Annotated in this window: 18 protein-coding genes; 5 read left to right on the top strand and 13 right to left on the bottom strand. The window is 39.1% G+C overall.

What is annotated here, in order from left to right:
• Positions 1 to 39: 39 nt before the first annotated feature.
• Positions 40 to 372 (bottom strand): PBPRA1643 family SWIM/SEC-C metal-binding motif protein, encoded by a 333-nt coding sequence (locus I6E82_RS05210; protein WP_010552992.1) that lies wholly within the window; start codon positions 370 to 372, stop codon positions 40 to 42.
• A 558-nt stretch (positions 373 to 930) separates the two neighbouring features.
• Between I6E82_RS05210 and I6E82_RS05215 the strand changes: the two genes are divergently transcribed.
• Positions 931 to 1515 (top strand): hypothetical protein, encoded by a 585-nt coding sequence (locus I6E82_RS05215; protein WP_197117005.1) that lies wholly within the window; start codon positions 931 to 933, stop codon positions 1513 to 1515.
• A 22-nt stretch (positions 1516 to 1537) separates the two neighbouring features.
• On the opposite strand, the gene rluF is transcribed toward I6E82_RS05215, so the two are convergent.
• From rluF to I6E82_RS05265, 10 genes are all read right to left on the bottom strand, one after another.
• Positions 1538 to 2575 carry a 23S rRNA pseudouridine(2604) synthase RluF gene (gene rluF, locus I6E82_RS05220; RefSeq protein ID WP_197117007.1) on the bottom strand — a complete coding sequence of 346 codons (1038 nt, stop codon included), beginning with the start codon at positions 2573 to 2575 and terminating at the stop codon, positions 1538 to 1540.
• A gap of 86 nt (positions 2576 to 2661) precedes the next feature.
• Positions 2662 to 3732: a DUF418 domain-containing protein gene (locus tag I6E82_RS05225; RefSeq protein WP_197117308.1), complete on the bottom strand. Its 1071-nt coding sequence runs from the start codon at positions 3730 to 3732 to the stop codon at positions 2662 to 2664.
• A 30-nt stretch (positions 3733 to 3762) separates the two neighbouring features.
• Entirely contained in the window at positions 3763 to 4977 is a 1215-nt protein-coding gene (locus I6E82_RS05230) for an EAL and HDOD domain-containing protein (protein ID WP_197117009.1), read from the bottom strand.
• An 89-nt stretch (positions 4978 to 5066) separates the two neighbouring features.
• Positions 5067 to 6602: a glycogen synthase gene (locus tag I6E82_RS05235; RefSeq protein WP_197117310.1), complete on the bottom strand. Its 1536-nt coding sequence runs from the start codon at positions 6600 to 6602 to the stop codon at positions 5067 to 5069.
• 81 nt (positions 6603 to 6683) lie between these two features.
• Positions 6684 to 7985: a glucose-1-phosphate adenylyltransferase gene (gene glgC / locus I6E82_RS05240; protein WP_121954773.1), complete on the bottom strand. Its 1302-nt coding sequence runs from the start codon at positions 7983 to 7985 to the stop codon at positions 6684 to 6686.
• 14 nt (positions 7986 to 7999) lie between these two features.
• Positions 8000 to 10537 (bottom strand): glycogen/starch/alpha-glucan phosphorylase, encoded by a 2538-nt coding sequence (locus tag I6E82_RS05245; RefSeq protein ID WP_197100530.1) that lies wholly within the window; start codon positions 10535 to 10537, stop codon positions 8000 to 8002.
• On the bottom strand, positions 10530 to 12593 hold the full coding sequence (glgX, locus tag I6E82_RS05250) for a glycogen debranching protein GlgX (protein ID WP_197117011.1): 2064 nt from the start codon (positions 12591 to 12593) through the stop codon (positions 10530 to 10532). The genes I6E82_RS05245 and glgX overlap by 8 nt, the downstream gene beginning before the upstream one ends.
• Positions 12586 to 14793, bottom strand: a complete 2208-nt coding sequence (glgB, locus tag I6E82_RS05255) for a 1,4-alpha-glucan branching protein GlgB (protein ID WP_197117013.1) — start codon at positions 14791 to 14793, stop codon at positions 12586 to 12588. Before glgB ends, glgX begins: the two co-directional genes overlap by 8 nt.
• On the bottom strand, positions 14794 to 16788 hold the full coding sequence (gene malQ / locus I6E82_RS05260; protein ID WP_197117015.1) for a 4-alpha-glucanotransferase: 1995 nt from the start codon (positions 16786 to 16788) through the stop codon (positions 14794 to 14796).
• 9 nt (positions 16789 to 16797) lie between these two features.
• Positions 16798 to 17100: an isoamylase early set domain-containing protein gene (locus I6E82_RS05265; protein ID WP_121954768.1), complete on the bottom strand. Its 303-nt coding sequence runs from the start codon at positions 17098 to 17100 to the stop codon at positions 16798 to 16800.
• A 383-nt stretch (positions 17101 to 17483) separates the two neighbouring features.
• On the opposite strand from I6E82_RS05265, the gene I6E82_RS05270 reads away from it, so the two are divergent.
• The gene (locus I6E82_RS05270; RefSeq protein ID WP_007580756.1) at positions 17484 to 18416 is read left to right on the top strand and encodes a hypothetical protein; all 933 of its coding nucleotides are present in this window, start codon (positions 17484 to 17486) and stop codon (positions 18414 to 18416) included.
• A gap of 59 nt (positions 18417 to 18475) precedes the next feature.
• Here the strand turns inward: I6E82_RS05270 and I6E82_RS05275 are convergent, their stop codons facing one another.
• Both I6E82_RS05275 and I6E82_RS05280 read right to left on the bottom strand, forming a co-directional pair.
• Complete coding sequence (locus I6E82_RS05275) at positions 18476 to 19645, bottom strand: cache domain-containing protein (RefSeq protein ID WP_197117017.1); 1170 nt, start codon at positions 19643 to 19645, stop codon at positions 18476 to 18478.
• Positions 19646 to 20145: 500 nt separating this feature from the next.
• A complete protein-coding gene (locus I6E82_RS05280; protein WP_002958609.1) occupies positions 20146 to 20574 on the bottom strand; it encodes an Lrp/AsnC family transcriptional regulator in 429 nt (142 codons plus the stop codon).
• Between the two features lie 194 nt (positions 20575 to 20768).
• Here I6E82_RS05280 and I6E82_RS05285 point away from each other — a divergent pair, with 194 nt between their 5' ends.
• From I6E82_RS05285 to astD, 3 genes are read left to right on the top strand one after another with little or no spacing between them, the layout of a single operon-like run.
• Entirely contained in the window at positions 20769 to 21974 is a 1206-nt protein-coding gene (locus I6E82_RS05285; protein ID WP_197117019.1) for an aspartate aminotransferase family protein, read from the top strand.
• A gap of 50 nt (positions 21975 to 22024) precedes the next feature.
• Positions 22025 to 23059: an arginine N-succinyltransferase gene (gene astA, locus I6E82_RS05290; protein WP_007580762.1), complete on the top strand. Its 1035-nt coding sequence runs from the start codon at positions 22025 to 22027 to the stop codon at positions 23057 to 23059.
• Between the two features lie 7 nt (positions 23060 to 23066).
• A complete protein-coding gene (gene astD, locus I6E82_RS05295; RefSeq protein ID WP_197117021.1) occupies positions 23067 to 24533 on the top strand; it encodes a succinylglutamate-semialdehyde dehydrogenase in 1467 nt (488 codons plus the stop codon).
• Positions 24534 to 24556: the final 23 nt, after the last annotated feature.

The raw sequence follows: 24556 nt of genomic DNA on the forward strand, positions 1-24556 counted from the left end.
GATAAAAAAAGAAAGGCTACATATTTAGTTGTTAAGAAACTAACCGCAACACTTTTTATATTTTTTGCCACTACCACATACACAAGGTGCGTTACGCTCTGGTACTTTATCAAATACTTGTGGTGTTGATTTACTAAGCGCAAAATCTAGTTCGCGAATATCTTCTGGTACGTCTGCTTTAACTTCAATTGAAGCAAACAGCGAATGCTCTTCTAGTATTGCTTCTATTTCTGATTGTCGTTCAGCTGAGTTTACAATTAGCGTTAACGGGTGCAACTCTGTGCCTACCTTTGCAGTACGATTTGGCGCAAATCCATTACTGTTATTTTTACCCATTATGTCGGGCTTACCCATAAAGAAAAATTTTGACATGTTACTTCTATAACCTTTCTACATTATTAAGACGGCGCATCTTAACAGCTTACCCAAAATATAACTAAGGTGTACTTGCTAATGCACAATATAAATCAGGCTTTAGCGTATATACGCCTAATATAGCGACATAATAAGGCCATTTAATGGATTTAGGCAAAATTTAAATTCGAAATATAGTAAAATTATAATGACTCAACTTAGTGGCGTTTTAGTATCTAACTCAATATTATGGAAAAGCATTGGAAAACTTTAAAATTGCAGTACTAATAGCAGGCAGTCTTTTTATAATTTTTGGTTATTTACGCTTTATAACTGACGATAATGGTAACGTGAACTTAAACAACTACCGTTTTACAGGGGGCATATACTGGTTATTTCCGGTATGGTTGATGGCACACACGACCTTGTTAAGCGCCTGCGCTCTAAAAAAGCATTATCGGCGATTACAATTTATTTAGGTATACTCTTATTTTACATTGGCTTTAGCATTCAATAGCTAAACATTAAGCGCTAATTTGGGCTTTATACAAGCAGCATTTTATAAGTGAATCCCCTGTGACCTTTAAACAACTATTCAACAGCGCCTTATTACTTTTAGTAACAGCACCTCCGCTGGTTTTACTTGCATGGGATGAACAAGCCGATCCCGCTTTTATCCCCAACGGTATGTATGACACTTTAACGTTTACGTTATTTCCTATAATGGCGATAGTACTGTCGGTAGTCTTATTTAGGCACTTATATAAAAAATATAATAATAACTTTGAATTTAAACATACGGTTAAAGATTATATTGTTGAACACGGGAAGTTCCGCTCAGTATTTATACCAATTGGTTTACCTATTTTAATTTACTTATGGTTGTGGACGTCAGTATGTATTTCAGTAAAGTTACTGGCTAATAAATACGGCGATAATATATGGCAGCAAGAATATCAGTTACTCGAAGTAGGCACTTGCCCAACTGATTATGAATACAGTTGCGCAAAACTGACTGTACTAGATTTAAAAAGCTATAAAAAGCATACTTTTAGATGGTATTTAGATAAGAGTAAGTTGGTGAGCTTGCAAAATAACAACGTAAATTTAGTGGGCGTTACAAGCCCACTTGGTAATATAGTACAAGAAATACAGTGGTAGTAGAATACCACTTAGCTGCACATTATTTTTTTAGACTGAGAATACGGTCCGAGCTTGGTTTTGAGTCTGATTTAGCATTAGACGACTTGTTCTCTTTAATGCTTTTTGGCTTACCCACATACGTTGTAGAACGCTTTTGGTAAGGAGTATTACTGCGCTCATTTTTGCGCTCTCCGTTAGCGTTGCTGCGCTCAGAGTTACGATTTGTATTTCGCTCAGTACTACGCTCATTATTTCGATCACCATTATTAAAGCGTCGTGGGTTTTCGCCCTGAAAATCGCGTTTTTTAGGTGCTAAAGGTACATTATTTTCTGATTGCTTATTAGTATCAAGCGAATGCTCTTGGGTTTTACCAGAATCAGAAATTGAATCGTTTATTTGCGCCATTTCAATATCTGATAGATGACGCCATTGCCCTACTTTTAAACCTTTAAGTGTTACGTTCATTATGCGCGTACGTTTTAAGGTTACAACTTCGTAGCCTAAGTATTCACACATGCGGCGTATTTGACGGTTTAAACCTTGAGTAAGTACTATTTTAAATTCTTTGGGGCCACTTTGCGTTACTTTACATTCTTTAGTAACGGTATCTAAAATAGGCACACCATTCGCCATTTTTGTAACAAACTGACGATTAAGCGGTTTATCAACCGTAACAACGTATTCTTTTTCGTGATTATTGCCCGCACGCAAAATTTTATTAACGATGTCGCCTTCGTTGGTTAAAAATATAAGCCCTTCAGACGGTCTATCTAAGCGCCCTATTGGGAATATACGCGTAGGATAATTTACCGCGCGTATAATATTACTTTGAATTTTACTTTCGGTAGTACACGTGATGCCAACGGGTTTATTGTAGGCAATGTAAACGCGCTTCGGCGTGGCTTTAAGAGGCTTACCATCAATTAATACAACATCGGTAGCGGCTACTTTTACGCCCATTTCTGGTGAGTAGCCATTAACGCTGACACGACCTTGCTCAATATATTTATCGGCTTCGCGGCGTGAACAAAATCCTGTTTCACTAATAAATTTATTTAAACGTTTTAATTCGGTCATGGCACTTATAGCGTAGTAATTTTTAAGGCGAGTAGTGTAAACCACCCACACTATTTTTTCGCCCCTAATTTACTATTTATAGGTGTTTAAGCATTAATTTTTGCTTTCGTTAATTTACGCCATACAAATTCAAGCGGACCTTGATTAAAATAGCGGCTGTATAAAAAGGTAAATATGAGCTGCAGCGCAACTAATGCCGTTGCAACTAACCAATAGTCAATACGATCAAAACTGAGCACCCAGTGGGTAAATAGCACTTTATATAACAACAGTTGTATGAGTGTTTGGCTAATATATAAAGTAAATGCTAAGCGCCCTGCTTGTTGAATAAGCTTGCCTACGTGTGCGCTGTTATTGCAAAATTTAACAATTAAATGAATATACAGCGTAGCCATACCTAGGGCCGCAAACATATTTACAAATTCTTGCACCCCATATCCTAAACTGCCATTAAGCTGTGATGCATAAAGCCTGATTCCACAAAAAATAAGGGTCATTACACCGCAAACTATTAATTGCTGAGTAGTTAAGCCTTTACTAAAAACGTCTTGTTTATATAAATAAATGCCAATGAGCATAAGGCCCACGCACATCCACATTGTCATTATTGGCACCATAACAAGCATCAATGTGTTCATAGCGAGGTTACTAATAAAGTAATCAATATAGTGTGGGTTATATAAATCTATAAACTGTGCTGAATCGCGGTAAATCACCTCATCGGGTACGCTAGATACAATAAGCACAGTAGCTACACCCGATAACAAAATAAACTCAAGTCCTCTTTTTAAAAGAACAGTGCTATCACTCTCTAAATATTTAATAACAAACCAGCCAGATACACCGTAAACAAATAAAATATCACCTGCCCAAAGTAAAAAACCATGCGCTAAACCAAAGAGGATTAACCAATAGAGCCTGCTTTTTAACTGCACCTCAGACTTATAACGTTGCCACTGAATATAAAGCCCGGCACCAAAAAGCAAACTAAACAGTGTTCTAAAACGCCCGTCTACAAACAAACTGCTAAAGGTGTGAATAATTGAGTCGCTAACAGGAGGATTAGTTAAAGAGGTGTACCCGTATTCAAAAAGGCCGAAGGCGTAAGCATTCATGTAAACTAGGCCAAGTACGGCAACGCCGCGAATAAAGTCCATATTATAATTGCGCATTAAAGCTATTATCCGTTAAATATTATTCTTATAACTGTCAGCCCAATCGACTGACTGCTGGTAAAGTGGAGGAAGTATAGCACTGTCTATATTTAGCAAAAGTACAGCTTGTTCAAGTGCCCACCAGCTTCCTGTTTCGTATGCTTTAACAACGTTTAAAATATAATAAAGTGTGTTTTTATCCCCTAATAATGCCGTTTTTATTTCATCAGGGAAAGGTAGCTTTTCAACAAGTAAGCTCATTGGTTGATCAAGGATTGCATCTAGCAGTGAAAATAACCCAGTTAAAAATGCTTCGCCTGACTGGCTCTTATTAACCTTTTTTGCTAACAACTCACAAAAACGAGCACGTACAACACACACTTGCATTAGCTCTGCAGGCTTTTTACCCGCTGTATGAGCAGTAACAATAAGGCTCACAAACTTTTTAAGGCGTTCATGGCCTAAATACACAAGCGCTTGCTTTAATGACGATATTTGGCTTTGTATAGGAAAAACACCGCTGTTAATTAAACGCAGTAATTTATATGCAAGTGCAGCATCAAGCTCAAACAGTCCAGATATAGCTTTTATATCTGGACAGTTTTTCATTATTTCGGCGTAAATAGCGACGACTAAACCATAATTATAATCAATGTCATTTTGTTTGATCATGGTAGGTTTTGCAAAAAAATAGCCTTGAAAATAATCAAACCCCATATCAAAGGCGAGCTTATAGTCTTCTTGTGTTTCTATTTTTTCGGCTAGTATTTTTATTTGTTTATGCGCTTGTAACTTATTAATTATGGGCTGTATTTCGCTAAGAGGTGTAATTGCAATATCAAATTTAATGAGCTTCACAAGCTTTAAAAAACGATCCCACTGTGGTTTATATACAAAGTCATCGAGTGCGAGTTTGTAGTTACTATGAAATAAACCTCGGCATAGTTCATAGTTATCGTCGGTGGGTTCTATGGTTTCGAGTAACTCAATCACAACGTCTTGGCATGGTAGGAAAGCACATAAATCGAGTTTTAATGATTCAGGTCCTATATTAATAAGCGCTTTTTTGCCTGATGTAATATGGCGTGTACCTAAATTTAATTGATTTTCCATAATAAGCCTTGCTGTTGCTTGGCCTTCTGCAATATCTGGAAAATAATTTTTTGGACTATCACGAAAAAGTAGCTCATAGGCTACTACTTTTTTACTTCGATTGAATATTGCTTGCCTTGCAACAAATACAGACACATTACCTACTTCTTAGTTTTTATATAATACTAAGTAATTAAACCCTAAGCAGGTACATTTGTCACTAAACTTTAAAGTACAGCAACGATTTACCGGTATAAGGTTGTTATATAATCAGCTGCCACTTGCGGCCACGAAAAACGCATTTGCTCTGCGCTGTGCTTAATTTTATGCCACTTTTTAGGATTCTGCTTTTTAATTAAGAGAGTTTCGTCTAAACAGCTAATTAAATTACTCGTTTGTGTTGCTAACGTGTCGCCATTAAAGCTAAAACCATTTTCATGATGTTTAACTGTATCTTTTAATCCGCCAACACTGTGTACTAAACAGGGTTGCCCGGCACGCATTGCTAGCATTTGGCTAATCCCACAAGGTTCAAACGAGCTTGGCATTAAAAATAAGTCACCTAGCTGATACATTAAATCGCCAACACCTTGACCATAACCCTTCAAAAATAAAAGATTAGAATTACGCGCCATTGCTTTGGTAAATATGCTTTCGAGCTCTTTGTCGCCCGAACCTAAAACAATGAGTCTGCCGTTATATTCATTAATAACTTGGCACACTTTATCAATAGCTAATACTCCATTAACCTGCTGGCACAATAACAACACTTTTTGCTCTGTAAGTCGGCCAACGCTTGTGACTAATGGGCCATTATTAATCGTTGCTTTAAATTGCTGTAGTCGTTGGTGGGCAATATAGTAACCGCTTTGTAACTGCTCGCTATTTGCCATCCAAGTAAATAAAGTGTTCTCGGCTTGGCTATAAAAATCGGCGAGAGTTGCCCCTTCAAGTACATTGCTTGGATATTCGCAGCCATTTAAAATACCGACAAGCTTACCTTGGCTTGCTGCATTTTGCAGATCTTGCTCAAGCCCTTCGCCACCAAAAAAACCATGCTCGTAATTACTAGGTTCAAGAACCTCTTGGCTGTAGGTTGGTGATACAACATGTATTTTATCGCAAAGATTTATTGCACTGCGCATAGGATTAAAGCAATGAGGGTAACGCGGGTCGCATAGTTGCTGGCCATTATAACTAAGTGACGGAAACCATGCCTCTAAGCTTGAGTCGTCGTGTTTAAAAGGTCTTATACCTTGCAGTGCAATATTATGCACTGTGTAGGCAATGGGTAAGGTATTAAGTGAGCTATAACGTGGCTCAAACTTAAGTAAAACTGCAACGCAGGCGCTGTGCCAATCATGTAAATGTAGCGCTGTAGGGCGCTTTAATACACCTTGTAATAATGCTTCGCAGACAGCTGCATTAAATAAAGCAAATTTTGTCGCATCAGTTGCAAAAGGCCTCCCCGGTGCATCGTTACAATATACACCGCCTGATTCACTAAATAGCGGGTGGCTAATAACAATTTGGCTTACGTTATTTTGGGCTTGTTGTACTTGAAAAACTGTTAATACATGGGGTTGAGCATTAAATGCAACGGTTACTTCACCTATATAAATACGCTCAAGCGGCTCAAACCCGTAGTCAGGAATAACAACGTCAACAGTTATACCTTGTTTTGCGAGTGCCCTTGGGGCATCGCGTACTACATCTGCCACACCACCTACTTTTGCGCCTGGTAACGCGTCATTCTCTGCTGCAACCATTAATACATGCATTAATTTACTACTTCCTTTAACCTGTGTGGGCTTGCTCATAAATGAGCAAGCTTTGTTGTCGTGCTTAATATTTAACGTGTTTTACGCTAGCTTTTTATTCTCACGCGCTTGGCGCTCTAACTTTTTTGCAAGCTCAGTGAGCATATCACGAGTAACAAGAACGATGCCTTTCTTAGATACCCTAAAGCCGTTTTCTTCATCTGTTTTTTTGTCAAAACCGATTTCGAGACCTGCCGGTATTTCACAGCTTCTATCTATAATCGCACGCTTAATTTTACAACCTCGATTTATAACCGCACCGGGTAAAATTACCGACTGCTCAATGGTACAAAATGAGCGAACGTGGACATTAGAAAACAAGAGTGACTTTCTAACCGCAGAGCCCGAAATAATACACCCACCCGACACGGTTGAGTCCAAGGCCATACCGCGTCTATCATCGTCATCAAAAATAAACTTAGCAGGTGGTAGCTGCTCTTGATATGTCCATATTGGCCACGTTGGGTCATATAAATCAAGTTGTGGCTCTGGCATTACTAATTCCATATTAGCCTCCCAGAACGAATCTAGGGTACCTACATCACGCCAATAAGGTTGCCCCTCTTGGTTTGGATCTCTAAATGGGAAAGCAAATACATTATGCTCTTCTATAATTGCTGGAATAATATCGTGACCAAAATCTCGGCCAGAGCCTTCATTCTCAGAATCTTTTTTAAGTTGCTCAAACAAAAATTCAGTATTAAAAATGTAATTACCCATTGATGCTAAACATGTACCTGGCTTGCCGGGTACGGAGCTCGGCATTGCTGGTTTTTCATCAAAACGACACACTCTGTTTTCTTCATCAACGGTCATTACACCAAACGTATCTGCGGCTTCCTCTACGGGCACTTCAATACAACACACTGTCATATCTGCGCCCTTTTGCACATGTTCAGCTAATAAAGCGCCATAGTCCATGCGATACACATGATCTCCAGACAAAATCATCACATATTTAGGAAGCTCGTGGCGAATAATATCTATGTTTTGAAAAACAGCATCTGCGGTTCCACAGTACCAATCATCACCTTGGCGCTGAGATGCAGGTAGTATTTCAACCGACTCACCAAGCTCTTTTTTAAAGTGGCCCCACGCGCGGTTTACATGGCGAATTAATGAATGTGATTTATATTGTGTGGCAATACCAACACGTCTCACACCCGAGTTAATGCAGTTTGATAGTGGAAAATCGATAATTCGATGCTTACCACCAAAGTAAACTGCTGGCTTTGCTCGCCAATCGGTTAACTCATGCAGGCGAGAACCGCGACCACCTGCCAGTATTAACGCGTAAGTTTCTCTGGTTAGGCTACTTATGTAGCGATTTGCATAATTAGGCATAATACTCTCTCCATTTAGTCTAGGCTGTTAGTGGCATGGCTTTTAGTTGTCGTTAAGTCTGTTTCACTAATATTGAGGGGTTCTAAATGCCAAATGTCTTCACTGTATTGGCTTATGGTTCTATCACTTGAAAACATGCCACTGGCTGCCGTATTTAAAATACTCATTTGTGTCCAGTAGGTTTGATCTGCGTAAGCTTTATCAACTTCTTTTTGAGCTGCTACATAACTTTCAAAATCGTGCGCAACAAGCCATGGATCGTGTGGGCTTTTAATTGCATTTGTTATATCGTCAAATAAGCATGGTTCAAACAAGTTAAAATGGCCGCTTTCGAGTAGTTGCATTACATTATTTAAATCGCTATTTTGTGCGATTAAGTGCTCAGGATTGTAACGCGATTTAATATCATCAATTTGATGAGCTTGTGCCCCAAACAAAAAGAAGTTATCAGCGCCGACAGCATCTCTAATTTCAATGTTTGCACCATCCAGCGTGCCTATCGTCAATGCACCATTCATCATAAACTTCATGTTGCCAGTACCCGACGCTTCTTTGCCTGCGGTAGATACTTGTTCTGACAAATCGGTTGCAGGACAAATCACTTCCATAGCGGTTACATTGTAATTAGGTAAAAAGGCGACGCGTAAATACGGGGCCGCTAACGGATCTTTATTTATAACCTCTGCCACGTTATTAATAAGCTTAATAATTTTTTTAGCCATGTAATAACCCGGTGCTGCTTTACCGCCTAATAACACACAGCGAGGAACAAGCCCTTGGGTATCACCACGGCGAATACGGTCATATAAATGAATCACATGAAGTATGTTTAATAGCTGACGTTTGTATTCGTGAATACGTTTTACTTGTACGTCAAACATCATCGATACGTCAAAATCAACATCGCAGCGCGCTTTAACTAAATCAACTAAACGCTGTTTGTTTTCGCGTTTAGCATTTTGCCATTGCCCATGAAATGCTTTGTCATCGTAAAAACGACGTAGATCGCTAATTGTTGAAAAGTTTTTAACCCAGTCATGACCAATTTTTTCGCTGATTAATTTACTTAAAACGGGATTACAATGTGCAAGCCAACGTCTTGGTGTAACACCATTTGTTTTGTTATTAAACTTATCTGGCCACAGTGCGTAAAACTCTTTAAATAAGCCCGCTTTTAACAGTTCGGTATGCAGTGCTGCTACGCCATTTACCGAGTAACTACCTACAATGGCTAAGTAAGCCATACGAATTTGCGGCTCATCGCCCTCTTCAATCAACGACAATGCACGCTGTTTATTAACATCACCCGGCCATTGCTGTGCAACTTGTGCTAAAAAGCGTGCGTTTATCTCGTAAACTATTTCTAAAATGCGTGGTAATAATTTTGAAAACAACGAAACAGACCACTTTTCAAGCGCTTCAGGAAGTAGCGTATGGTTTGTGTAGGCCATTGTTTTAGTAGTGATTTGCCAAGCATCGTTCCAATCAAGTTCGTAATCATCAATTAAAATACGCATCAGCTCTGCAACAGCAATACTTGGGTGTGTATCGTTTAACTGAAAAACATGAAAATCAGCAAAGTCGCTAAAGCTCTCGCCATGTTGGGAAACCCACTGATCAACTACGTCTTGAATACTCGCAGATGATAAAAAGTATTGTTGGCGCAATCTAAGTTCTTTACCATTTTCGCTGCTGTCGTTTGGATATAGCACCATGGTAATTTGTTCAGCTAGGTTTTTTTGAGCGACGGCTTCTGAGTAACTGCCTGCATTAAATTCGGTCAAATTAAATTCATCTGTCGCTTCTGATTTCCATAAGCGTAGCGTATTTACAATATTGTTTTTATAACCTGGGACTGGGACATCGTAAGGTACAGCTAATACATCTTGTGAACTCATCCATTGACGATGCTCTCGGCCAAATTTATCCGTGTAAGTTTGCACGTAGCCGCCAAATTTCACACGTTTTGCATGCTCTGGCGCGCTTAGCTCCCATGGGTGGCCTTCGCGCAGCCAGTTATCTGGTTGCTCAATTTGGTTACCATCTTTAATGGATTGGTTAAACATGCCGTATTCGTAACGAAGGCCATAACCAATGACAGGTAACGCTAGACTTGCACAACTATCTAAAAAACAAGCAGCTAGGCGGCCTAAACCACCGTTACCTAAGCCTGCGTCGTGCTCGGCATCTTCAAGCGTTTCTACTGTTGTGCAGTATTCTTGTAATGCAGCAGCAACTTGGTCGTCTAAATCTAGGTTTAGTATTGCATTACCTAGCGCACGTCCCATTAAAAATTCAAGAGAAAGGTAAGCCGTTTTGCGGCGTTTCTCTTGCTTAATTTGTTGATTAGTTTCTCTGCAGCGGGCAACAAGTCTGTCGCGAATAGTCAGCGCTAAAGCATGGTATAAATACAGTCTTGATTCGCCGACCTTATCGCGACCTAGGGTATAATAAAAATGCCGTGTTAAGTCATCTTTAAGCGTACTTTCATCTATAACAGGACCTTCTTGCCAGCCCTTTACTACACACACTTGTTCACTTTGCTTAGCCATGACTTACATCCTCTAAATTAGCACTAAAAACCCAACTACTTTGTGCTGAAATTTCAACCATCGCATCTTCATTACTACTCACAGATGCATTATTTACACTTGATAAAACCATTTGCCACGGCGCATTAATAGGCGAAGGCGGCATTTGGCAAAAAACTGTTTTTTTACTGGCATTAAATACCATCAGTAATGCATGATTGTTTTGCTTATCAAGTAAGCTATACATTAAAAACTGTCTGGTATCTTCATGCCAATGAGCGTCGGTCATGGTTTTACCTTGTTCAGTAAACCACTTAACGGTAAAACGCTCGTCTATATCATCTAAAAATACACTGTGTTTGAACGCACTGTGCGCGCGTCTAATTTTTAAAGCATCATCAATAAATCGTGTTAGCGAATGATTAAGTTGAGAATCTTTCCAGGCAAGCCAGCTAGTGCGATTATTTTGGCAATAAGCATTGTTATTACCCCCTTGAGAGTGCGCCATTTCGCTGCCAGCGGCAATCATGGGTACACCTTTTGAGAATATCAAAGTAAGTAAAAAGTTCTTTTGTTGTTGCAAACGCAGTGCGTTTATTTTTGAGTCACTGGTAAAGCCTTCTACTCCACAGTTGAACGAGTGATTTGCACTGTGCCCATCTCTGTTTTGCTCACCATTAGCTTCGTTATGCTTTTCTTCATAACTCACTAAATCGGCAAGCGTGAAACCATCATGACTCGTTATAAAGTTAATGCTATTAAGTGGTCCACGTTGGCTGTGCTCAAAAATATCAAACGATCCATGCAAACGTTTTGCAACGTTGGCAATTATGCCCGTTTCACTTTGCCAAAAACGTCTAATTACATCGCGGTATTGATCGTTCCATTCTCGCCATGGCGGCGGAAACGCCCCAAGTTGATAGCCGCCAGGACCTATATCCCAAGGTTCACTTATTAGCTTAACCTTATTAAGCACAGGGTCTTGGGCTACTGCTTGTAAAAAAGTATGTGCAGAGCTAAAGCCTGCTTTTGAGCGCCCTAAAATGGTCGCTAAATCAAACCTAAATCCATCAACTCCCATTACCTCAACCCAATAACGAAGGCTATCAAGTACAAGTTGCAGTGTTTTAGGGTGATCAATATTTATTGTATTCCCACAGCCGGTATCGTTTATATATACATTAGGCTGACCCTCTACTGTGCGGTAATACGCTAAGTTATCAAAGCCTCTTAGCGATAATATAGGGCCATCGGCCCCCGCCTCTGCGGTATGGTTATAAACAACATCTAAAATAACTTCTATGTCGGCAGCATGAAGCTCGCGCACCATTTGCTTAAACTCGTTTATATCGTCGTTTACTAAATAGTCTTTATGAGGGGTAAAAAAGTTAAGCGTGTTATAACCCCAATAGTTTTGCAGCCCTTTTCCTGTTAAAAATTGCTCACTAATAAAAGAATGAACAGGTAAAAGCTCAACTGCTGTAACGCCAAAGCTTTGTAAGTGCTCAATAAAGCTTGGGTGACTTAACCCTAAAAACTTTCCTTGTAGAGATTTAGGTATTTTAGGATGACGACACGTTGTGCCTTTAACATGGCACTCGTAAATAACCGTGTTTGACCAACGGTGGTTTGGCTTTTTATGCGCATACAACGTAGGGGGTGCTACTTTTGACTTAGGTATATCAATCGCATTATTTACGGTGCTTTTAGTGCCAATTGGCATTTGCCCATAATGGCGTTCGCTCCATGTAAACTCACCAAACAAGTCTTTTGCGTATGGGTCTATCAGTAGTTTATTTTCGTTAAATAGTTGACCATTTTTAGGGTTATATTCACCCTCAACTCTAAAGCCATAAAGTGCGCCGGCGCTTAATGGCGAAATATGAATACTCCAAATACCCCCTTCGTTAATATTCATCGCCATTTTTAGAATTTCTGAATGGCCACTTTTATCAAACAAACACACATAGGCTTGGCTTGCACCTGGCGCATAAAGCGCGAAGTTAACCCCATTATTAATAACACTAGAACCTAGCGGTTCTACATTACCGGGGGCTACATCAAATTGGTTACTCATCATCAACCTTTTGTAAGTAAATAGTTGTTAAGCCACCAATGGCAATTGAAATACTGTGTTTAAAGCCATGATTTGATTCATTTATTGCCTGAACTATCTGCGATGAATCTTTAGTTACTTCAACGCCAGAGCCAAAAAACTGAGTATCGTCTGTATTTAAAACAACTTTATAACGCCCTTTACTCGGTACGCCAATAACGTAGTTTTCATATGACGCGGGGGTAAAATTAGCAATAACAACCACAAAGTCTTTTGCGTTTTTAGCATAGCGAACAAAGCTTAAAATGCTCTGCTGATTATTATTGTTATCTATCCAGGTAAAACCAGCCGCGCTCGAATCTAACTCATACAACGCGGGTTGGTTTTTATAAACGGTATTGAGCGCTTTTACGGTGTGCTTTATACCGTTATGGCTTTGGTGCTCAAGTAAATGCCAATCGATAGAATGATCGTGTCCCCACTCTTTTCGCTGTGCAATTTCACCGCCCATAAACAAGAGTTTTTTACCCGGGTGTGCCCACATAAATGCGTAGTAAGCGCGTAAATTTGCAAATTTCTGCCAATCATCGCCTGGCATTTTTTCAATTAACGATCCTTTACCGTGTACTACTTCATCGTGGCTTAATGGCAATATATAGTTTTCACTAAAAGCGTATACCATCGAAAAAGTCATTTCGTGATGATGATGCTGACGGTATAAAGGGTCGTGCTGCATGTAATGCAAACTATCGTTCATCCAACCCATATTCCACTTATAGCCAAAGCCTAAGCCGTTGTGCTCAACACTTTGGGTGACGCCCGGCCACGCTGTTGACTCCTCAGCCACCATCATAATGCCTGGGTTGTTTTTATAGCTGCGCATATTGACTTGCTTTAGGCACTCAATCGCACCTAAGTTTTCGCGCCCGCCGTAACAATTAGCAATCCACTCGCCTTCTTTTCGGCTGTAATCTAAATACAACATAGAGGCTACGGCATCTACACGCAGACCATCTAAACCAAATTGATGTAACCAATACATAGCATTTGAAATCAAAAAGCTTTTAACTTCAGGGCGGTCGTAGTTATAAATGTAGGTATTCCAATCAGGATGAAAACCCTGGCGCTTATCGGCATGCTCATATAAATGAGTGCCATCGAATCGATGTAAGCCATGCGGATCGCTGGGAAAATGCCCAGGCACCCAATCAAGTAAAATACCTAAATTAGCTTTGTGGCATTGCTCTACAAAGTATTTAAAGCTGTTGTAATCGCCAAAACGGCTGGTAGGTGCAAATAAACCAACAGGCTGATAACCCCACGAACCATCAAACGGGTATTCACTTATTGGCATAAGTTGAAGGTGGGTAAAACTCATTTCAAGGGCGTAGCTAACCAGTTTGTCAGCAAGCTCTGTGTAACTTAAATAGCGGTTGTTTTCAGCGCGTTGCCATGAGCCTAAATGCACTTCATAAATACTAATTGGCGCATCAATATGATTACGCTTTTGTCTGTTTTGAAGTGCCTGAGCGCCGAGCGTTATAGGCTCTGGTTTATACTGCAGTACACTTGCAGTACCCGGTGCTTGTTGCATTTTAAATGCATAGGGGTCGGCTTTCTCGAGTACTTCTCCACTTTGGGCGGTAATTGCAAATTTGTAGCACATGTCGGCTTTAAGGCCTGGTACGAATAGCTCCCATACACCACTTGCAGGATGAAAACGCATAAAGTGGCGATTAGCTTGCCAAAAATTAAACTCACCAATAATAGAGACACTTGCAGCATTAGGCGCCCATACACAAAAGCGCACACCCTCTACATTTTGTTGAGTGCTAAAATGTGCACCAAAATGAGAGTACGCATGTTCAAGGCTGCCTTCGTTAAATAAATACATTGCCTCTGCATCAAGTGTGCTTTCAAAGCTGTATTCATCATAAAAGGTAGTCCTGCTATTTGTGTACTGAGCAATGCATTGATAAGGCGCAGTGGGCAGCGCATCAACTTTGACTATAAATAAGTCACTTTGTTGGTAGCGCTGCGCCTTAATACTTTTATTGTTTAATGTAACACTCACACTTATTGCACAAGGTAAGTAAAAACGAATTTCAACCTCAGCATCCGTTTTATGTGCCCCTAAAAAGCTAAATGGGTCTTTAAATCGTCCTGTATTTAATGCATGCACCTGTGCATCGTAACTATTTTCATTAGTTGTACTGCTCATTTAACCTTTCCTTATTGAATCGATAGCAGCTAAAAGTGAGGCATTTTTGATAAAAATTTCTTCACTGGTATGCGTTAATACACGTCGCCAATTAGGATATTCTTTGTCTGTCCCGGGGATATTAACCGGATACTTCTGCTCATCTAAATCATCTATTTGTATTGCAAATAAACGCGATTGAGAACCCGCCAAACATAATGCTAGTGCGTTATATACTTCGACTGAATTACTATGTAATAGAAGCTCGGTTGTATTGGTATGGCGATTAATAAATCGTAGTATCCTATGTTGCTCTTCTATTCGTTGTTGCTTTAATTGCTCGTATTCATTGCAAGTAATAAGCTTGTATTGTTGCTTAATATTTAAATCAGCATGCTGCCACCAACCTGTAAAAGGCGGTACATCATGATTGGCTATCATTAACAAACACTGTGTTGCTAGCTCATCAGTCGATAAAAACTCACCACTGTGTTGTTTTTCAAAATAAAATAAGCTGTTAGAAAAAATACCGCTAGATGCCAAAGCCTGCCTTACCTCTGGCGGCACAACGCCTAAATCTTCTCCAATAACAATACTCTGATTAATATGTGATTCAATTTTTAAGATGGCGAGTAATTGCTCAAACGGGTAGTAAACATAACAGCCATCTTGTTCACTATTGCTTTCAAAGCACCACCATAGGCGCCTAATAGCCATTACGTGGTCAATTCTAAGTCCACCTACATTTTGCATGTTTGCGCGAATGAGCGAGCGATAAAATTGGTAGTGATTATTACTAAGACTTTGAGGATTTAGTGCTGGAAGCCCCCAGTTTTGGCCAGCTTCGGCCCATGGATCGGGTGGAGCACCTACACTTGCACCTTGGCTAAACAGTGGCTTTTGATTTTTAAACTCGGCCCCATCACCCGCACAACCAACAGCTAAATCATTTATTAAGCCAATAGCCATACCTCGCTCTGCACAACTTTGTTGACACAGTGCCAATTGCGTATGCGCTTGCCACTGCAGGTAATAATCAAATGTTAAGTTATCTGATTCGAGGGTATTTAACGTAGTTGAATGAGTATTACAAAAATCAGTAAACGCTTGGCGACGCTCATCACTTGCCGTTAATTCAAACTGATTATAAAGCGCTTCAAATAACGCATACTTTATACGGCTTACATTTTCATAATCTATAAATTGATCATTACTTTTTATAAGTGTAATTACGTCGTCTTGTTGCATGAGGTCATGTAGAACTGCGTTATTTTGTGCGTCTTCGCTTAATACTATAGAAATATAAAGAGGGTTTAATAAAGCCCGACTACTAGGGCTATAAGGGCTTGCACGCTCTGGCATATCAGCGAATAACAAATGCAGTGGATTAAGTAATATGTAATCCATATTTTGCGAGCTGCATAATTTTGTAAGCGTTAGTAAATCGTCAAAGTCGCCAATACCTAAATGCGCTTTATTTTTTAATGTGTAAAGCTGAATAGATAACCCTGTGCGCTTTGTGTCCTCCACTTGATAAACTTGCTCAGGTACACACCAAAGTTGCGTAATTGCATGCTGTTCACCTACTTGAACACTAGCGTCATGATAGCCAATTGGCATAGTTTCTATGGGTAGTGCTAGCTCAATATAGCGAACGCCATGTAAGTAATATTCACCTGTAACTACCAAATTATAAAGGTTCTCAACCGCTATATTCATCCCAAGAGAAGGGACATTAATGTTGGCGGCTAAATACTGCTGACGTTCGTCTATACGAAGCTTTAAAGCGCATTTTTTTTGGTCAACCAAACTCACACTGGGTACTAAATCCAGCCAAAGCGATGCATCTAAATCATAAGTTAGTTGAGTTATTTCGGCTTCGTTATTTGTATCAACACCGCAACATTGCAAAGCACGTTTACGCGTGTCTTCGCTAAAAAACACCTGTTCACCTGTATACTTAGTGAATTCAAAGCCAATACCATGCAGGTAAAACAACTGCGAAAGAGCATCCATTGAATCGCCTTAATTAATGCGTTGAGTATTTACTATGCTGTTTTCTGTGCCAAATGTATTGCCAATATAACCATCAGCTTGGTGGTCGTTATCCCAAATGTCTCCATTTATTAAATAACGAAAGTGAAATTGTTGATCGATAGGTAAGCGTTGCTTAAATCTAAACACACCTTGTTTTTTATTAAGCTTCATTGGCACAGGTTGCCAATCATTGAATTCGCCTAATAAGCAAACTTCTTCTGCCTCTGGATGAGAAAATTCAAAGGTTACTTCAGCTTCATCTTTTGTTTTAAAAAAACGTTTATTCAACATAGCAGGCTCCAACTAAACCAAAAAGGGTACTTAATCTTTGCCACAGGCCATACAGCTAAACAAAAAGGCGATGTGGATTCCATTCAAAATCATTAAACACGTTGTAAGTTAACCAAAACTTTATTTACGCATTATTACAGTGCAACAATTCATTTTTTCTGCACTTAAAAAGTGCGGTTAGTATATAAACAATCTTTTTTAAAAAGCTCAGTAGTACAGAGCAATATTTGAACCAACTAAGCGTACATCACATATTATTTATTTAATCGAATTTAAAGTTAAATAATCCAAAAGTATTGCCTAAATTTATAAAATTCTTTTGTTCTGTACTTTCATCAGCGATAATACACAGCATCTTAATACTCTGAAATATCATAATTTTCATGTTGAAAAAAAGCATTTTAATAACTATAGCCATCATCTTTTTAATAATAGCCACACTTGTTGGTTCTTCAATCTATACCCTTTATAGTAAAAAAGAAATCTCAGTTGATCCTAAATTAAAAGAAATCTCAGGTATTGAATTTGATAAACAAAAACGTCTATGGGCTATTAACGACGGAGGCAACGAACCCAAGCTTTACCGCCTTAACAAAGATGGTTCTATTGCCAAAGAAATTTTGGTTGAAAACGCTAAAAACATTGATTGGGAAGACATGACCCAAAACAAATTTGGGCACTTTTTTTTAGGGGATTTTGGTAATAACAAAAATGATCGTAGATGGCTCACTATTTATAAAATAGAAAACCCTATAGATATAAAAACAAACACAACCCAAGCCGAAATAATTAAGTTTACCTACCCTGAAATGGATGGCAGTCCAATAAAACCCAACGACCGAAATTTTGATTTAGAAGCATTTGTAGCACTAGGTCGTCATTTATATTTATTTACTAAAAACCGCACAGAACCTTTCGATGGTATTACTAAAGTGTATAAAGTGGGCGATCATGCAGCAAATTTTGATGCTGAGCTAATTGACTCTTTTAAAACGTGTACCACGCTTGAAAAACTATGCTGGATAACCTCTGCGGCGCTCAGCCCCGATCGTAAAAAATTAGTCTTACTTGATTCAACAAGTCTTTGGTTATTTGAAAACTTTGAAGGTGATAAGTTTTTCTCTGGTGATGTATCAAAAATAGATTTAGGGATTGTTACTCAAAAAGAAGCAGTCACCTTTTTTGATGACAACACGATTGTATTTACAGATGAAGAGTTTAAAGGCATAGGCGGTAATGCTTATTTTATAAAGCTTGATAAAGCCAAAAAAGAAGTTATAAGAAAAAAACCTATTTCAGAAAAAACACTTCCATAGCATCTAGTTAGCTAAGCTAAAGCATTAAAGCTTAGCTAACTTATGTGAAAGGTAATGAGTTAATTACTCTTTTCATTTGACGAATGAAGTGCTTTTTCTACATCAACACCTAAAATCAACACTCCAATATGACTATTATTATCATCTAAAACAGGAAAACTTAGCTGAACTTGAAAATGATGTGTTGATGCATCATATGTGACGCTATCAAAGTTAAAATCTTTTGACTGTTTAAATGTTTTAGTAAACTTATTTTCATCTCCTTGCCAGTAGTCACTGGTTAGCTTACTAATAGCGATGTTTTTTCCTTGGTTATCAGTCAATATTAGCTCAGTAACAACACCTTTGAATTGAGATTGCCATTTTTTAAATACTTTAGATAACGGTAAATTAAGCATAGCTAATCCATCAGGGTGCTTTACTTGTTTACTTTCTTTTATCCATAGCTGGTCTAGTCTTTTAATTTCAGATTCACTTAAGGGAAACTCATTACTTATTTGAACTTGTTCTACTAAACTAGGTAAGTTTAGTAAGGTTTTAGCACTACTGGACAACCTATCAAGTATTTGCTTTTCTTCACTTTTTGATAGTGAAAATGGAGCCTGCGCGCAAGTATTTATATTTTCATCAAACTGCTGCATAAATTTTGGGAAGCGTTTAATAAGTGAATGCGAAGCAAATAATCCCAAAGGTACATACCTAAAAAATTCTCTTTGATACTCATCTTCATTAATGCCTAGCTTTGAGGCTGCTAATTCAAAATCGTCTAAATCAAGTAGAATTCTATCAATCCGCTTATGGTGCATAACATTTACTATTTCTTCTAATGAATTTACTTCTACCTCAGCAATAATATTCTGAGTTTTAAACCAATTAGCCTGATAACTCCCTCTTACTGCACCATAACGCATTTTATTTTTTGGTTTATTAATGCTCTCTGGATGAGTAAACCAGTACCAGCTTTCTAAAAAGATGGGGGATGATATGCGCCCATAGGCCTTCATTTCAGGCATTAAATGAGTTGTGAAATAACCGTCTAAGCGGTCTAACTTTACTTCTCGACGTGCGCGTAACCATGGCAAGGTTTGTAGCTGAAAAGGGGCTCCCATTTCAAATAAAATACACTCAACTTGGTTGACTGCATTATCAGGTGCAGTGGTGGGTAAGTTTGTTCCAAACTGAAGAGGCTCAGTTAAACCCAATAAGAGGGTAAAAAAATATGCAGGCATAATCCATTACTAAATATTGTACAAATTAAAATGAGTATAGTCATGCATATTAAAAAAGCATAAATTCTCCTTACAAAATTTTGTATCTTATCAATGGCTTCAATATTTAAATCTATGCTCTACTGCTATTAGCTTATAAAAAGTACACTTAAATATTTAAATTAATGCATTTATATCTAGGGTCTGTTGACCTTTGAGGATTAAAATTCGTTCAAACTAGGCGCTATTTAATCGCGGCGCGAGATTTGTAACCTAGTGGGCTCGATAACTGTTCCTGCGTTGTTCTAATAGCTTACATCTATGTAGGCAACCAAGAGTAAATAGCGCCTAGGAAGAACCCTATGGGGAGTAACCACACTGCATAGGCTCTGCCTTGCCTGAATACTAAACAGGCTACTGAAAATTCAACCTTGAAAGATCAACAAACCCTAGCCTTTCTATTACTTACCTAAAGTATACCGAGTGTTCACTTAACGACTAAAACAAAAAACTCACTGACTCTAGCGCTTAAATTTAGTTTCTAAAATAACAGAAGATGTTGTGCGCTCTACTCCATCCAGATTTCCTATATCGTCTAGTAAATGGCTAAGCTGCTCTAAATTTTGAGCCTGTACTACAGCAATTAAATCAAACTCACCACTTATGGCATAGAGCTGCGAAATTGCATCAATTTGCTTAAGCTCGATATTTGTTTTAGTTGTTAATTTTTGTCTTACTTTTATAGACACATGAGCTGATACCATTTTACTGAGGTAGTCGTCACCATAATCAACGCTATAGCCTTTAATTACGCCCGTTTCTTCTAGTTTGAGCATACGGCTTTGTACCGTTGAACGAGATAAGTCAAGCATGCGAGCAAGATCAGAAATACTCGCTCTAGCGTTTGTTTTTAGTACAGAAAGTAGCTTTTCATCTTGTGGAGTTATCATAATGGTTATTTTCTTCGTTATTTTGTCTTTTATTTTAATCATTTTTCACAAAATAGCACTGCAATTTTAATAGCTAACCTTCGATAATGACCTCTACAAGAAATAATAACGTGTTTGCTGAAGAATAAAGGCTATATTCTTCTTTGAGTTAGCAACTAATCTTTTATCTAAGCCCATTAAATTTAGGTGTAAAAATGCAAGTAACAAGAGACTTATTTAACGACGTAATGGTACCAAACTATAATCCATCAGCAATCATTCCAGTTCGTGGTGAAGGTTCACGCGTTTGGGATCAAAATGATAACGAGTTTATCGATTTTGCTGGTGGTATTGCCGTTAACTGTTTGGGTCACTGTCATCCTGCATTAGTTAAAGCATTAAAAGAGCAAGGCGAAAAAATTTGGCATTTATCGAATGTTATGACTAATGAGCCAGCACTTCGTTTAGCTCAAAAAATGGTTGAAGCAACATTCGCTGATAAAGTTTACTTTGCAAACTCAGGCGCAGAAGCAAACGAAGCAGCCCTTAAGCTAGCGCGTCGTTATGCACTAGATGTATATGGCGCTGAAAAAACGCAAATTATTGCATTTAATAAAGGTTTTCATGGTCGCACATTCTTTACAGTAACTGTGGGCGGGCAAGCTGCATATTCTGACGGCTTTGGTCCTAAACCCGCTGACATAGTACATTGTGATTTTAACGATATAGCAGCATTTGAAGCGCTAATCAGCGATACAACATGTGCTGTTATGATGGAACCATTACAAGGTGAAGGCGGTATTATTTCACCAACAGATGAATTTGCTAAAAAAGTACGTGAACTTTGTACTAAACATAACGCGTTACTTATTTTTGATGAAGTACAAACGGGTGTTGGTCGCACAGGCGATTTATACGCTTATGAAGGTTTAGGGGTTGTTCCTGACATTTTAACAACGGCAAAAGCATTGGGTGGTGGTTTTCCAATTGGCGCTATGATCACTCGTACACCAATTGCTGAGCATTTAAAAATTGGTACTCACGGTTCTACTTATGGCGGAAACGCACTTGCTTGTGCTGTAGCCGAAGCGGCATTTGATACAGTAAATACACCAGCCGTACTAAACGGTGTTAAAGAGCGCGAGCAATTATTCCGTGATGGATTAAACGCAATCAACGAAAAATACAACGTATTTAGCGAAGTACGTGGTAAAGGTTTATTAATTGGCGCAGTACTAAATGACAAATTTGAAGGACGTGCACGCGACTTTTTAGTAGCCAGTGCTAATAATGGTTTAATGAACCTTGTAGCTGGCATGAATGTAATTCGCTTTACACCGTCTTTAGTTATCCCGTTTGAAGATATTAAAGAAGGCTTAGCGCGCTTTGAAAAAGCCGTTAGCGATGTAGTAAACGGTTAATATAGTTTAAATTAGCACGCCAAATGGCGTGCTATTGGAGCAAGCAATAAATGCAAGTATTACGTCCTATTACTGCCAATGATTTTGACGCGCTTAAACAAATAGCGATTGAATCCGGTCATGGGTTTACCTCTTTACCTGTGGACGATGCACAGCTTAAAGAAAAAATTGAACGTGCTGAAAAAAGCTTTGCCAAAAACATTAACCAGCCACTTGATGAAAGCTATTTATTTGTTTTAGAAGACAGTGAAACAGGTGACGTTATTGGCACAACCGCTATAGAAGCTGCGGTAGGTTTATCGGTGCCTTTATATCATTATCATTTAGGTAAAACAGTACACCACTCGCCTACTTTAAATGTATATAACACCGTTGATATTTTAAGCATGTGTAACGACTACACAGGCTGCTCTGAAATATGCACATTATTTTTGCGCGAAAATAGCCGTAAAGGTTTAACGGGTCGATTTTTATCGCGTTCACGCTTTTTGTTTATGGCTCAGCATAGCGAGCGTTTTGCCGATACTGTTATCGCTGAAATGCGTGGTGTTAGCGACGAAGACGGCCATTCTCCTTTTTGGCAATGGCTGCAAGAGCACTTTTTTAGTATCGAATTTCCAGAAGCGGATCACTTAGTTGGCTTAGGCGATAAGGTATTTATTAGCGAGTTAATGCCTAAATACCCTATTTATGTGAACTTGCTTAGCAAAAAGGCCCAAGCAGTTATTGGGCATGTGCATGAAAAAACAAAACCTGCGCTAAAATTATTAGAAAAAGAAGGTTTTGAGCACAGAGGCTACGTTGATTTATTTGACGCAGGCCCAACGGTTGAAGCAAAGCTTGGTAATATTCGCAGCATTCGCGACTCTCAAGTTTGCCCTATTACTATTGGTGAGCTTGATCACATATCACAAAATAGCTCTGATACGCTGGCTGTATGTAATCAAGGCGTAAGTGGCTTTAGAGCAACATTTACCAAAGACGCACATTACAATCATGCAAAACATACTCTCGTCATTAGCCAAGATGTGGCTAAAGCACTTAATTTAAGTCAAGGAGATGCAGCGCGATTTTTCCGCCTGTAAATTATTTATGAATACACACCTAATTAATAACCAGTGGCATGTGGGCCTTGGTCCAGCATTTGAGTCAATCAATCCAAGTAATGGCGATGTGGTATGGCAAGGTAATGGCGCAAACGCTGATCAAGTAGATTCAGCTATAAAAGCAGCCAGAGCAGCACAGGTACAATGGGCAGATAAGCCGCTTGAAGAGCGTATAGCCATTCTTGAAAACTTCGCAGCTCAATTAAAAGAACACAGTGAAGAATTTGCGACCATAATTGCACGCGAAACAGGTAAGCCATTATGGGAAACCCGCACCGAAGTGGGCGCAATGACAGGCAAAGTAGCTATATCTGTAAAAGCATACCATGAACGTACCGGTACAACCGAAAACCCAATGCCAGGTGCAAAAGCGTTTATTAGACACAAACCGCATGGCGTTGTGGCTATTTTTGGCCCATATAACTTTCCGGGGCATTTACCAAACGGGCATATTGTTCCTGCAATTTTAGCAGGCAACACCGTGGTATTTAAGCCATCAGAACTGACGCCGCACGTTGCAGAATTTACGCTCTCACTTTGGCTAAAAGCGGGTTTGCCAGCGGGCGTTATTAACCTTGTGCAAGGTGAAACTGAAACAGGTAAAGCACTTGCATCTCACAAAGACATAGATGGATTGTTTTTTACCGGTAGCTCAAACACAGGTCACTTACTACATAAGCAATTTGCAGGACACCCTGGCAAAATTTTAGCACTTGAAATGGGTGGCAATAATCCTCTTATTGTAAAAGATGTGAGTGATGTAAGCGCTGCTGTGCACGATATTATTCAATCAGGCTTTATTACCTCAGGTCAGCGCTGTACGTGTGCACGCCGCTTATTTATTGAAAAATCGCTCAATGGCGATGCTATTTTAGAAAAGCTAATAAGCGCAACTAAAAATATAGTTGTAGACGACAGCTTTGCTACAGAGCAGCCTTTTATGGGTGCAATGATAAGCGAAAAAGCAGCACTGGGTATGGTCGCTGCGCAAAGTGAATTAGTGTCAAAAGGCGCGCAAATCCTTGTTGAACTTAAGCAATTAAAACCAGGCACAGGTTTTGTAAGTCCAGGCATTATTGATGTAACAAACATTACCGACATGCCGGATGAAGAGCATTTTGGACCGCTTATTAAAGTGTATCGTTACAACGACTTTGACAGCGCAATTATTGAAGCTAACAACACAAGCTTTGGCTTATCTGCAGGTTTACTTAGCGACAGTGAAGATGATTACACTCACTTCTTAAAGCGCATTCGTGCAGGTATTGTTAACTGGAACCGCCCTATTACGGGTGCCTCTAGCGCAGCTCCATTTGGCGGTATTGGCGCCAGTGGTAATCACAGAGCAAGTGCCTATTACGCCGCTGATTATTGTGCATACCCTGTAGCATCTGTTGAGTCAGACAAAGTGAGCTTACCGCAAACCCTAGCGCCGGGCTTGGTAATTGAATAAGCAATAAAACCAAAATTTTAGAT

Source organism: Pseudoalteromonas sp. NZS11, from assembly GCF_015864765.1.
Lineage (GTDB): Bacteria > Pseudomonadota > Gammaproteobacteria > Enterobacterales > Alteromonadaceae > Pseudoalteromonas > Pseudoalteromonas arctica.